Source organism: Clostridium pasteurianum, assembly GCF_001705235.1.
Lineage (GTDB): Bacteria > Bacillota > Clostridia > Clostridiales > Clostridiaceae > Clostridium_S > Clostridium_S pasteurianum_A.
In genome coordinates, this window is record NZ_MCGV01000001.1 from 64,094 (window position 1) to 77,291 (window position 13,198).

The 13,198-nt window shown below is 27.4% G+C and carries 20 protein-coding genes; all 20 read right to left on the reverse strand.

Annotated features, from left to right (window positions below; genetic code table 11):
- Positions 1-5: 5 nt before the first annotated feature.
- A complete protein-coding gene (locus BEE63_RS00285) occupies positions 6-551 on the reverse strand; it encodes a hypothetical protein (RefSeq protein WP_066019475.1) in 546 nt (181 codons plus the stop codon).
- A gap of 297 nt (positions 552-848) precedes the next feature.
- A complete protein-coding gene (locus BEE63_RS00290; protein WP_066019476.1) occupies positions 849-2,618 on the reverse strand; it encodes a serine/threonine-protein kinase in 1,770 nt (589 codons plus the stop codon).
- A gap of 303 nt (positions 2,619-2,921) precedes the next feature.
- Positions 2,922-3,449 carry a hypothetical protein gene (locus BEE63_RS00295; RefSeq protein ID WP_066019477.1) on the reverse strand — a complete coding sequence of 176 codons (528 nt, stop codon included), beginning with the start codon at positions 3,447-3,449 and terminating at the stop codon, positions 2,922-2,924.
- A 33-nt stretch (positions 3,450-3,482) separates the two neighbouring features.
- Positions 3,483-3,821, reverse strand: coding sequence for a DUF3969 family protein (locus tag BEE63_RS00300; RefSeq protein ID WP_066019478.1), 339 nt, complete (start codon positions 3,819-3,821; stop codon positions 3,483-3,485).
- A 22-nt stretch (positions 3,822-3,843) separates the two neighbouring features.
- The gene (locus tag BEE63_RS00305) at positions 3,844-4,782 is read right to left on the reverse strand and encodes a hypothetical protein (RefSeq protein WP_066019479.1); all 939 of its coding nucleotides are present in this window, start codon (positions 4,780-4,782) and stop codon (positions 3,844-3,846) included.
- Positions 4,783-5,215: 433 nt separating this feature from the next.
- Positions 5,216-5,350 (reverse strand): hypothetical protein, encoded by a 135-nt coding sequence (locus BEE63_RS22235; protein ID WP_278286395.1) that lies wholly within the window; start codon positions 5,348-5,350, stop codon positions 5,216-5,218.
- Positions 5,351-5,516: 166 nt separating this feature from the next.
- Complete coding sequence (locus tag BEE63_RS00310) at positions 5,517-5,720, reverse strand: hypothetical protein (RefSeq protein WP_066019480.1); 204 nt, start codon at positions 5,718-5,720, stop codon at positions 5,517-5,519.
- Between the two features lie 21 nt (positions 5,721-5,741).
- Positions 5,742-6,338: a hypothetical protein gene (locus BEE63_RS00315; protein ID WP_066019481.1), complete on the reverse strand. Its 597-nt coding sequence runs from the start codon at positions 6,336-6,338 to the stop codon at positions 5,742-5,744.
- A 33-nt stretch (positions 6,339-6,371) separates the two neighbouring features.
- Complete coding sequence (locus BEE63_RS00320) at positions 6,372-6,722, reverse strand: hypothetical protein (RefSeq protein ID WP_066019482.1); 351 nt, start codon at positions 6,720-6,722, stop codon at positions 6,372-6,374.
- A 4-nt stretch (positions 6,723-6,726) separates the two neighbouring features.
- Positions 6,727-6,852, reverse strand: a complete 126-nt coding sequence (locus tag BEE63_RS22240; protein ID WP_278286396.1) for a hypothetical protein — start codon at positions 6,850-6,852, stop codon at positions 6,727-6,729.
- A gap of 13 nt (positions 6,853-6,865) precedes the next feature.
- Positions 6,866-7,024, reverse strand: coding sequence for a hypothetical protein (locus tag BEE63_RS21490; protein ID WP_175400818.1), 159 nt, complete (start codon positions 7,022-7,024; stop codon positions 6,866-6,868).
- A gap of 75 nt (positions 7,025-7,099) precedes the next feature.
- Entirely contained in the window at positions 7,100-7,363 is a 264-nt protein-coding gene (locus tag BEE63_RS00325) for a hypothetical protein (RefSeq protein WP_066019483.1), read from the reverse strand.
- Positions 7,360-7,725, reverse strand: a complete 366-nt coding sequence (locus BEE63_RS00330; protein WP_066019484.1) for a hypothetical protein — start codon at positions 7,723-7,725, stop codon at positions 7,360-7,362. Before BEE63_RS00330 ends, BEE63_RS00325 begins: the two co-directional genes overlap by 4 nt.
- Before the next feature lie 5 nt (positions 7,726-7,730).
- Positions 7,731-8,471: a restriction endonuclease gene (locus BEE63_RS00335; RefSeq protein WP_066019485.1), complete on the reverse strand. Its 741-nt coding sequence runs from the start codon at positions 8,469-8,471 to the stop codon at positions 7,731-7,733.
- On the reverse strand, positions 8,472-9,434 hold the full coding sequence (locus tag BEE63_RS00340) for a hypothetical protein (RefSeq protein WP_066019486.1): 963 nt from the start codon (positions 9,432-9,434) through the stop codon (positions 8,472-8,474). It lies immediately after the preceding gene.
- Between the two features lie 383 nt (positions 9,435-9,817).
- Positions 9,818-10,420, reverse strand: coding sequence for a hypothetical protein (locus BEE63_RS00345; RefSeq protein WP_066019487.1), 603 nt, complete (start codon positions 10,418-10,420; stop codon positions 9,818-9,820).
- A gap of 304 nt (positions 10,421-10,724) precedes the next feature.
- The gene (locus BEE63_RS00350; protein ID WP_066019488.1) at positions 10,725-11,018 is read right to left on the reverse strand and encodes a hypothetical protein; all 294 of its coding nucleotides are present in this window, start codon (positions 11,016-11,018) and stop codon (positions 10,725-10,727) included.
- Positions 11,019-11,041: 23 nt separating this feature from the next.
- The gene (locus tag BEE63_RS00355) at positions 11,042-12,094 is read right to left on the reverse strand and encodes a ParM/StbA family protein (RefSeq protein WP_066019489.1); all 1,053 of its coding nucleotides are present in this window, start codon (positions 12,092-12,094) and stop codon (positions 11,042-11,044) included.
- Between the two features lie 147 nt (positions 12,095-12,241).
- Positions 12,242-12,508 carry a SpoVG family protein gene (locus BEE63_RS00360; protein WP_066019490.1) on the reverse strand — a complete coding sequence of 89 codons (267 nt, stop codon included), beginning with the start codon at positions 12,506-12,508 and terminating at the stop codon, positions 12,242-12,244.
- Positions 12,509-12,526: 18 nt separating this feature from the next.
- Positions 12,527-13,168, reverse strand: a complete 642-nt coding sequence (locus BEE63_RS00365) for a prepilin peptidase (protein WP_066019491.1) — start codon at positions 13,166-13,168, stop codon at positions 12,527-12,529.
- Positions 13,169-13,198 lie beyond the last annotated feature (30 nt).

A 13,198-nucleotide genomic window follows, 5' to 3' on the forward strand; every position in this document is an offset into this window, starting at 1 on the left:
ACACCTTACTTTTCTACAAAATCAGGTTTAATTTCTTCATAGTCAGCTGGAACGGAATCTTCAGCACTTATACTATTTCCTGCCCAAGTTCCAACATATGAAAGCATTTTTTTATCACTGGTATAGAAATCTCCTCCACCTTGTCCATTGCCTGTAGCTGTCAGCAGTGATAAAGGATGTATAATCCAACCATCATCATACGAAGGTAAAGTCTCCATATTAATGAATTGTTTCTTGTTATGATTTAATAGATATTCAGATAAATGTGCTGCACTCTTAGGTTTAATTTTTTTAAACATACCATCACTAGCACAATCATAAAGATTTCCTTTATATCCTTCTGGTGTATATAAGCCATTTTCTGAATAATCTCCAGCCCATACAACTTTATCTTTATACCATGTACCATTAGGTTGAAGTAATCCCTCAACTGCACACATAAAATCATTTGGTCTGTATGAATGCTCCATTAATTTTGAAAATGAATCATAATCATGTGGTTCTAAAAATTCTCCTTTTGAAATATTTACTGCTATAAAATACTGTCCCATTTTCTTCTCCTCCTTTAAATTTAGATAAAACAAAAAACCGCACACAGACATAAAATACCTACGTACAGTTTTGTTAGTCACAAGACCTAATAAAAATAAATGTTGCCAATAAAAAATAGCAAAGACTAAATGTCTCTACTATTCTTATACACTATTTTTTTGATTTTATCACAAGAGGATTTAAAAAAGTTGGATTAAAAATAATTGTATTTATATATTTTTTATTTCTAAATTAATAACAGTACACATATCACATAATAAATTTTTTATGTATAATATTTACTATACATTTTTGGGTTATAAATTCATACTAACATCTTCAGCTTTATTTCTAGAAATTTTATTCTTAAGATTAATAATTATTTCTTTATTCAAACATGGAACATTTTGAATTTCTTCAATATACTCATCATTTTTATAAAAAATTGTGCATTGCCCAAAAGTACCAATGAGAATTTTTTTATATGACGTATTTATATATCGTTCTTCTATTTTTAAATCCTCTCTCTTATAGACTTTATTGTCTATCTTTACATATCCCGATTCAATTTTATCAATTGGTATAATCTCTTTATTTTCAATTACAGCAACCCCATAACATTCATTCCCATTGATTTTATATGGTAAAATTTTATCCAATTCCAATATAAGAATATCATCATAGAAATTAGATGATAAGCTTCCCCAAACTCTTTTTATTTTTATTTCGTTACCATTGATCAAAAAATTACCATTACTAAGCAATTGAATTTTTTCAATGGTATCATTTCCAATTCCTGTATTGAATTCAATTCTTCTATTAAATTTAGCTTTACTAATTTTAGAAAGTAATTTATTAATTTGTTTTTTATCTTCAATATATGATACGTTATTGTAAAAATCAGGATTAATACTTCTTATAATATCACTAAACATATACATATCATCAAAAGGATTATAATTTTTTATATGATTCATTTGATCTATATGATAACTTATATCATTTTTTATTTCATCAATTGACTGATATCGATTTTCCGGCTTATTTTGTAAGCATTTATATATAATATCACTCATAATTTTAGCTTCTGGTTGTTTGAATTTCATTTCAAAATTTTCAAATCCAGTTCCTTTATGTACTCGTCCAAAAACAAACCAATAAATAACCTGTGCCATAGAATAAATATCTGAAGCAAACGTTATTTTATTTTTACCTCTAATTTGTTCAGGGGCAGAAAATTCAAAATTAGCTAATCTATCACCATTTTTAGTATTATTATTTATAGGAAATTTATCATTTTCAAAATGTGCTATGCCAAAATCAGCTAATACATAGTTGGCATTTTTATCAATTAAAATATTTTCAGGTTTTATATCTCTATGAATAATATTTTGTTTATGCAGTGCCATAAGAGTTTCTAATAAAAATTCAAATACTTTTTTAACATCTTGCCACTTTATGTTTTCAATCTTTTTTCTATAATTTCTTAATGAATCAACATATCTTTCCATTATAATGTAAGGTATTAAACCATAGTCAGTTTTTAACTCTTCATAATGTATGCAATTAACAATGTTTATTAATTTATCTCTTACTAAATTAACATTAAAATATTCAGATTTAAATCTATTACATTTATCATTATTATACTTAATTAAAAATTTAACTGCCACTTCGTTATTATTTATTTTTCCAGAATACACACACCCATTTCCACCTTGCCCAATTATATCAGAGGTCTTAATGTTTATCTTACCAAATTCACATTCTATGCCATTATGTTTCTTTATATAATCAGCCAATTCTTTAATGCTAATAGAACTTCTAATTTTTTTATAATTCTCCATTTTGCCACTAATTTCATTTCTTAACATTTTTAATTCACTTAGAATAATTTCATATGTATCAGACGGATAATCAGGAATAGTGTTTTCAATGCTAATATAGTCTATTCCAAAATCAATTGACCGTTTAGCTAATTTCTTGTAAGTCTCTATCACATAATGTGATTTATATATATCTTGATTTTCAATATATTCTTCGATATTTGATATCATTATGTTAATATCATCCAAAAGTATTTTCATAGTATCCCCCGCTATTTACCATATAAGCATATTAATAATAAAAACCAATTTATTTCTTAATTATTTAATAAGTACATAAATTATTATATCACTGAATTATAATAAAATATTTATTATTCTAAAATACAGTTTTCAAATATAAAAAAGCAGCCAGTAAGGGGGGACAAACTGACTGCTTGCATATTAATAATTCGATTTATCGTTTTCTATCTATGTTTATATAATAATTTCTTATTGTGACAATTACGTTACAACAATAAGTATAATATGTTAATTTAAATTATATTCCCTTGTTATAACCTTTTAAACCTTACCCAACTCTAATTTCAATTCTTGTATTTGACTTAATTCAGCTTCATAATGTTTTTCGTCTAAATTCAAATTTTTAGTAACATCTTTAAAAAATATTTCACCTGCATTAAGTAACGTACTTATAAATTCATTTTTAGGTAAAGTCCATGAAGAACAAATATTTTCTTCTAAAGTCATTATAATGTTTTCTTCAGATATACTTTTTAACTTAATTTTCACTGGTTGATCAGGAAATAACATTTCTGCACAACCACTAGACATAAACTCTTCCAGCATATTAAAAATATAAGCCCATAACTGATCTACATAGTCCCATAATTTAAAATCTAATATTATCTTATCTCCATATTTTAAATAAATAACGCCTTCTAGATAATTTAAATCTAAATCATCAGCTATTTCTAAAATACTATTTTTATCTGAAACTTCAATAAAATATTTTTTCCACTCATTATTAATGGTATTTAGATTATTTATTATCATTTCAGGTCTATTTATATATGATTTACATATAAACAATTTTTCGCCACCTATTATTGTAAATGTACACTATTAATCAATCCACTTTTTCATTGCATCTGTTTTATTAGGAAATTGTGATAATAACTTAATAGCTTTTACTTTAATTTTATTAATCTCATCTTTCAATTTTTGGGGAACAAGTGACTCAACATCTTCCAATTCACATCCCTGTTCAATTAAATCTACTACCTCTGTATTTATTCCTAAAGTATTTAATTTTTCTACCGAATATGGACTACATAAACATTGCTCACAATCTTCTATTTTTATTGCACCCTCATTTAATGATTCCATTAACCCAACCATATTTATTAATATGAATTTTTCAATTTCCACTTTATCTAATATGCTTACTTCTAATTTATCCATAATGACTCTCCTTTAATTAAGCTTATTTATTGCTCCATCCATTTTTAACCTTGACATTAAAAACTTTTCCTGATTGACTTTGAAAATAGTGAATTGATACCTTTTTCCCAACTGCATCATATCCATCTTTATATACTTTTTTCCATTGCCCATGCTCAACTTTTCTTAATTCTTCCAATACACTTCCATTTTTTATATTGACTTTTTTCATTCCATTAACTACATCTTTAAATCCATCTGGATATTCAGGCGCTTTTTTAATAGATTCATATACATTTTTAATGCTTGTACTACCAGCACTTCCAAACCCAGAAGCAGCTATGAAAGATTTACCTCCTATGCTTATACCAGGTTTAAAACATTTGAATGTTGACCTTGCTCCTGCAATTCCTGAACCTAAAAAAACTCCACCTAGTTCACATGTCACCATATCCGAACCTGCTTCTGCTAAATTAGGATTTATTCCTGTTGCTATCATAGCATTTTTTTCACTTGAATTAAATAACCCAAATCTTATTTTCCAATCAATCCCTGCAAGTTTAAAAAAGTCTAAGGTTCCATCAAATACATTGTCCTTATTAAATAGTTTATCTCTTAAATTATCCCTTTCCTTTTTTAACCGCATAAGGCCACTGTCTTTCTTCACTGTAAATGATAAACTATCACTATCATTTGAACTATATTGAGCACTATTTTCATTATCTGCTTTTTCAAAATCACCTTTTACTTTAATTAATTTGTCATGAAGTTCTTTCAGTTTACCTAAGAGCTTGTATCCTTCTATGTTCGCTTCTTCTACCATATTATATATTTTATTCATACTGAAAGCTGCAAAATTATTCCTTAATTCGTTATTATAATTGTCTATTGCTTTAATTTGCTTACTAAGAATATTATTTCCCCATAAAAACTGTTTAGCAAGAACTTCAAGCTCGTCTGTTACCATTTTTATCTCTGCCATACAATCACTCCATTATTGTATCTCATGGATATTATACCTTTATATGTCTTAAGAATCAATAATATTTAAGTTTAATTAAATTATTAATTAAACTTATTTGTATAGAATTACATACTTTTAAAAGAATATACTTAAGGCCATAAAAATTAATCTTGCATTTTCTATTTATAATCATATTTTTATAGAAACAAAAACAGTCAGTAATAAACGATAAACTGACTGCTTTCACATTGATATTCTGATGCGGTGTATTTATATAGTAACAATATATATTATGATAATTTAAATTTACTTATACCCATTTATTCCTTATTAAGTTTATAAATTCGTTTTTAATAAAAACTTTTTCTTATAATTTTCCCATCTTTCATTAATGCTTTTGATTGAAAGGGGTTAATACCTATAATATTTTTATTTCTTTCAAAAAAATTACTTAATTTAAATCTATCTCAATTTGAGGATCTATAAATAACATATTTTTATCCGAAGAGGATTTTTTTACTTTTTCATATGAAATATAGCTCATACCTATATTTTCTTTTTTCGAATCATCTTTTTTAATACACATTTAATCTCACCCCATTCACTGCCACTAATGAAATTTATCAACTTAACAATTACATGTGCTGCAAATAAACAGATTTCAGCTGCTATTATATAATTAAAATATTGCATCAAGAAAAATTGTCCTGCTATTACTCCGAAGAAAAGAATACTATTATAGATATTTTCTTTTACGTTATTGGTCCAACACTCTTCAAAATCATATAAAAGCCCAAAGTAACTACCAAAAACATAATTAAATAACATTCAAGGAAAAGTCTTAATTGATCCAGCGAAATATTTAATTCTTTAAGTACCTTGATTAAATATATATGTCCAGTGACAGTGATAAAAACAAAAAACACATTTTCTATCTTTTTTAACATCTTCTCCAAAGTTTTACACCTCTATTTACATTAAAAATTCATGCTTAACCCCGTATTATTCAAATCACTGCTGCCATCATTTATACTATCAATATCCTCTCCATTTTCCTTAATAATTTCTTCTGAATCATCTATCGGCAATACAATATTTTCTTCAAGCTTAACTCCAAGAAACTTTTTTATTAATACGGTATTGTTTTCTAAGTTCATTAAAGTACTATAAAGTCTCTGCTTACTTATATCATCAAAACTTCCAAGAGCTTCATATATACCATTGAGTTTAGTAACCTGTCCACCAACAGTTTCATCAATCATATTGCAAATTTTTAAAATAGATGGTGCAAAATCCAGCTGTGCCAGTTTTTCCGTTATACCTTCATTGATTTTATCCTGAACCTTTACCTCTACAAATTTTAGTTGTTTTTTTAATTCTTTTTTATCACTGGTAAGTAAATTTATATTTGAGCTTGCAACTTCAAGTTCGTTTTTAAGTTTCTGAATTTCTTCATTTTTTTCTAGCTCTACCTTAGTCCTTTCATCTTCCTTGGCTTTTTCAACGGCCTTTTGTCTATCATTTTGTGCATCTATAAGTCTCTGTGCCATTTCCTCTACCGTTAGTTCTGCCATAACATCACCCTCTCTTCTCTTTTATTAAATTTTCTATTTTCCAATGTATTTTATGAATTTCTTATATTCTTCAAATTGTGGATCATTAAGCATTGCTTTGAATTTTTGTGACATATAAACATAATCTACTTTCTGCCTTAGTGCAGATTTAAATAATATTAGAAGTATTTTTACTTCTATTTCATTAAATTTACTATCAGTATTCTGGTGAATTTTAACTATTGTTAAATCATTCCTAAAACTATACATTCTTTTGAGATTGTCATACACCTTTACTTTTTTATCTTTTAAATCTATGTTCTTCAATCTATCAACATCATAAGTTACAACAACAATTCTTTTGTTATTACTTAAATCATCCATTATTTTTTCACAACTTTCCATCAGTTCATCTCCACTTCATTCTTTCTATTAATTTATCAGCTCTTCCAGCTGCTCTAATACAGGCAATTATAGTCAAAAGAACTGTAACCATCATAATTAAAACAGCAGTACCAACACACTTAATTAACACAATCTACACTTCCTCAATATATCTGACAATCATTTATAAGTATTTTTCTTATGTCTCCCTTAACAGTCACATAGCAGAAATAATTATCTTTTTTGATAAAATCGTATGTTTTACCTATCTTATCTTTATACCAATAGTTATCTTTTGAACAAGACATTATAATAACCTTCATAACTGCCTCCTAATTAATTTTTACATAAAAAAATAAGCCCTTACGGACTATCAATTAAATTTATCACTGGAATCATTAATTAGTACTTTTATCTTTATTCTTATTAGATTTACTAGCCATCATATTTAATATTTTTCTAACCACATCAAAGCCAAGTGAACCACCAAAGGTAATTACTGCTATAATAACAGCCAATGTCATAAAGTTTAATTTTATAAAAATCGTTACTAATACTGCCCCTATAAGGCATACTACATTTGAAATCATTTTGAGTGTTTCTATTTTTCTTTTAAATCTATCTGTCTTTTCATCTTTTACCCTTATCTCATTATTTTTCACTGAAAATACATCCACTGACAATGAGGATTGAAGGATAATTTAAACAGCTGATTTATTTCATTTTCAAAGATTATTCCGCTTGTCTTTTTCTTGTATATAACAGCAAAACTTAAGCCTGTATCCTTATAATCTATAACATCATAAGAATTATCTATCTCAAATATTTCACTTTTTACTTCAATTCCATTACTGTATATAAGTCTGTATTTTACAAGATTAAATGAATCACAAATCTCATCCATCCAAAACACAGGTACTTTTACAAAAGTTATATTATTATTTTTTTGTGACTTTCTTATATACCTCTCATACAATATCTTTTCTTCAGGTGTAAATCCAAGCAATTTTTTCACCGAAATCATAAACATCACCTTCTTCTTACAGCCCTTGTACACTTACACTTAGGATAATTACTACATCCATAAAAGTCACCATTTCTTCCATGTCTCAGCTTCATTTCTTTCCCACACTTAGGGCATATAACTCTCTTACTTATTTCACTGGAACTCTTTATTGTTGGATTATTTTTATTCATCATTTTTATAAGGTCTCTCCTATCCCACAACTCTACATTCTTATTAGTGTCAGCTAAATTAATTGCATTAGGTGTAAAATAGTTATTCGTTACAACTAGACATTTATCTGCCTTATAGTAACTTTTTGAAGCAATAACTTGCTGCACTGCTTCAATTCCAACTTTGCTTATCCAGCGTTTAGCTTGTACAACAATTCTGTATCCACTTTTATTTAACACAAGATCCGCTCCATAATCTCCTGTTGTTGGTGTCAACTCAACTTTATATCCCAGTTTTTCAAAATGAGCTTTTAGAAATTCCTCAAACTCCTCTCCTGTCATTTTATCAACAATGCCTATGCTGCTATTTAGGTATTTAGATGATATTCTATTATTAAAGAATTGTGTATATAGAAATCTTATTAAAAGTATAAAAAATAAAAATGCCATTATTATTAACATGACATTTCTTACATTTGCAACATCAATTCTATTCACTTTTAAGTAACACGTAATCAACCCCACAGAACTTATGAATAATTCTACATATAATTTTCTTCGTTTAGCTGCCATTCTTCTTTTTATTCTTGACACTTAATTATCACCTTCTTTTAAATCTTCCAAATTTACAGTTCTTATTTTTATTCCTGGTAATTCTCTTTCTAATGTATCTTTCTGCTCCTCCAAGCACACTACCTCTATTTTTGCTCTCACAGACGTAGAATTATATTCAAACATTGTTCTATACTGCTTTAATTTAACGAGTTTCTCCATATCATTATTTATCATTGTAACGACATTAACACCGTCTGATGTAACATAGTCAGCAAAGACAAGGTTTGATTTAGAAAAGTTAACATCACCATAAACTAATTCAGTAGCCATAGCATTAACATTTTTTACTCCGTAGAGGTTAAGAAGATTAAGACCATAATCAGTTAATGGCAATAACAATTGTTCTTTAACTTCAAGAGTTCTCAGTTCCTCTTTATACAGCTGCATAGTTAAACCATTTTCAGCAAATACTATTATTCTATCAAACAGACCTTCTCTTGACTTTTGAATTATTTCTTCTCTAATATTTTTTATAAGTCTTTTTTTAAGAGTAACAGCTCCCTTTGAAGGATTTTCGCTTAATCTTCCAAGATTATATATATAATACTCACTGAAAGTAAGAGGATTTATTATTTTTCCATAGTACATCAGTTTCATATCTGCATATTCTTTTTTTAGTTCCCAGCTTGGATATATTTTATATACTTTCTCAAGTGGTATTAGTATTTCAGCTATTTTTGCTATTCTATTCCTTGTTCTTCTATCCCCATTTATATTTCTTACAGACATTCCAATGCTATTAACATATTTTTTTCCTTCACTGCCTATATAGCTAAAACTATTGTTTTTTAAAATATATCCTGCATCTGCTAAATTTTTTCTCCTATATCTTGCATATCTCATTTTCATTCCATATATTTTATCTACTGTTAATTTACTTAGCACTCCATAACGAGCTAATAGTTTAAGATATTTTTTATCCCTTTCCTGTAATCTAATCATCACTTCACCTTCTTTGACATTTTAATTTGTTGTATATTTATAGTCTAAAATGTATACTTATAATTTAGTTTTCTACGTATTTTAGCTTCTTGTTTTTATTTTTTTACTGGATTTTTTATCATGAGAAATCATGTTTTTGCATAATATTTTTATTTTATCTATACAGTAAAGTATTCCTTAGTGCCATTTAGACAGAGAGTGCCGGTAAGCTGTCTAATTTTTAAAATTTTCGCATACCTCAAATCCCCATTTTCACTATGTTTCTTTTTGTTTTGCCACTATGGCATTCACTGCCCTATGGCAAAACTAGAACTTTGCCATATATTTTATACCCTTCAACCCCGCATTTTACCGTTGCACTTTTTAAGGTGAATTGCCATAGGTTATTTTATTAAATTTAATATCTTCTTTTTTGTATTATCAAGATAAATATAAACTTCTGTTCTAGGTTTTTTATCATCTTTCTCAATTTCAAATCCAAAACTTTTAATGTATTTTATGCAGTCGTCAGGAACTAAACCACTCCGTCCAATTCCATCGAAAATAGGTTTAAAATACTTGTTATCCATATCACAAGTTCTGCTTTGAACTGGAATAAACATCTTGGTCCATACAAAAACCTCATTAACAGATTTAATATTGAGAGTTCTTATAGCCTTGCTTATTGTGCTTTTCCATTTTTCAACAAAGTACCCTGTACCTTTATTAGTTGTTTTTACATAAACTGTTGGTAGAAAATCAAATATAGTAAGTTTTATTCTATTCTTACTGCACTCAATTTCATATTTAATTTCTAACTCCTTTTCCATTTTTTCAGCTAATTCATATGTTTCAGGATTTATTTTAAGTACTTCTATTTTCTCCTGTGCAAGCTTGTACAAGCTCATTCTTAAATCTTCAAAACATTTAATCATATGAATTATTTCTTCATTCTTTTTAGTTTTAGCGAACGTGGTATCTTGGTACATTATTCTATCTTCTTTCATTAAATCAGTCCTCTCTAACTTTTCTTTACATAAAAAAAGACCTGCTCTAATTTAAGAACAAGTCTTTTAACTGTTACACTCTTATCGCCTTGATATATCTAACTCTAAGAGGCTTTTTTATTAAAAGTGTTACATTTTAATATATTCACATACTTTATGATGTTACATTTTTTAATTTTAATGTGCTCTAATATGTTGATATTTGTGTCTTCAAGTTGTGTTACATTTAAATGTTACATTTTTACGTTTTTATACCTACATGAGCCTTTATTAAAGCTATCTTGAAATATGTTACACTTTTTTATTAGAAATTAAATAAATCTCCAACGTTTTCGCCCCATTTTCCTACGTCATTATTTTGTTTATTTTTAGCATTTTCTTCAATATTAACAGCTTTTATTCCAGAGTCTTTTATTTCGTTCAAGGTATTATTTATTTCCATAATATTTTTATCCAATGATGTAATTGCATCTTTATTTTTTAAGTAAAATCTAAGGGCTTCTCTTGTAAATTCTGACCTTTCCTTATTATCTTTTAATTTTTCAAGTTCCACTTCAATGTCTTTATCTTCTTTTCTTAACCGCAGATTTACAACCATATTAACACCTCTAAAATGTTAAGTTACTTTTGCATTTTATCTCTAATATCTGCTATAAGCTTGTATCCTTTTGCATTACCCATTTGAGCATCATCTACTAATTGAGTATTACTTGAAAAATCTTTTAAATAAGGATACATTGTAATTCCGCCACCTCCGCCAATAAATGTTACAGCTATCTTGTCTATTATATCTGCTAACTTAGATTTTAAGGCTGCTTTTACTTTTCTAGCTCTATCATCTTCTATAAGATTAAGTTCTTTACTTATATCGACCCAACTGCCATCAAACCACGTCTTACCATCAGCTACTAATTGATTAAGGAATCCTACTTCTAACATTTGACCTGTCTTACTTTGAAATGCCATATTTGCATCATTGCCTATCTGAAACATTCCATTATTTAAACTTCCTGAGAAATTACCTGCAAGCTTTGGAACACCATTGGAATTAATCGAAAAAACAATATAATCAATTGTTTTATATCCCCAATCAATAAACAGTATGTAAGTATTAGGAATAGTATATTTCTTAATATCATTCCATATGGATGCATACACAGCTCCAGTTCCTTGTGGCAAAATATCAACTTTATCAAATTTTATTAACTTTTCAATATTATATTCCGGTAAGCTTACAACTGCTTTATATTTCATAAGCATATCCTTAAATTCCTGCTTCTGACTTCTAATTTGATTTATAGGAAGTCCTGTAATTAAATTCACAGGTACTTTATCATGTGGAAACAGCAATACCGAACTTGCAGCTAAAAGCACCTTAGTTTCAATACTTTTTATTTTATTATTATCAAGAAGATTGCTAGAATTGCTTTCATTTCTTGCATTTTCTCCAACTAAAAATTCTCTTCTATCTATACAATTTGAAATAGAAATTTTTAAATTTTCCTGTACAGTTCTTATATTAAATTCTTTATGCTTTTTAAATATATCAGAAGAGCTATCCAGTGGAGAAAACCCCATATCCATACTAATTATGGATGGAAAAAGTATTTCTTTATTATTATCATTAATGCCCTTAGTATATCCATATCCAAGGTCTAATCCTATCTTAAACATTCTAATCCCTCCAATTTATTCCTTACTTATATTTTACTATGTACATATTTCTATTTCAGAAAATACAAGGGCTTTCGCCAGTTTTTCTAAAATATTTTTAGAATTAAAAACCCTTCTACTAAAAAGCAAAAGGGTTTTTAAGATCATCTATTCTTTTTTATCATTATAAACTTTCATTACAGCATCCTCTATTTTTTTTCTTGCTTCATTGCTTATGGGAAATGCCACGTTTATATATCTCCCTACCTTATTTTTTCTGCTTGGGAAATCAAGAAATATTCCCCTCTTACCTTCAATTATTCTTATTCCATTAACAACAAATTCGCCATCAATTGTTATTGCTGCAAATCCTTTTAAATTTGTATTTTTTAATATTGACTCATTTTTTATAATTTTTATATTCGTTATTTCCATTTTAAATCTCTTCCTTTCTTATTTTAAAAATATAATTGTGAATAATAATGTAGCAACTATATATGGTCCAAAAGCTACTCGCATTTTTTTTAATATTTTTCTTTCTTTAATCATTAGATATATTCCGTAAAGACCACAAATAACTATTGAGGTTAGCATAATAATTACTGTCTTATTAAGTCCAGTGAGTAAACCACACACAAAGAATATTTCAACATCACCCCAACCGAAAACTTTTAAAGACGACAATATTATTGAGACTACCAATGCAAATACAGCCCCCATAATATATGTCTTTACATCCACTCTATAAAGGAACTCTAAACCTATAAACATAAAATTAAGAACAGCAGCCGTAAGTATTGTTGAAAAGTAAACATACTTAGTTCTGTAATCTATAAACGCAATTAACAGTAGTACAGAACACTCAGTGCAATACTTGAAAAAATCAATTGATATTCCATACTTTAAGTAAAAAATACAATAAATGACCCCAATTAAAGCAATTACAATCGTACGCTTATTAATTAATTTCTTAATATACTTAAAAATACCTTTTCTTAATTTATCCCCCTTTTCTTCTTTGGGAACTTTCCATGCAATCCATTCGATAATACTTCCACAGAATAACCCACATATGAAAATTAATACTATTAACATATTTCATCTCCTTTCGATTTCACCTTACAT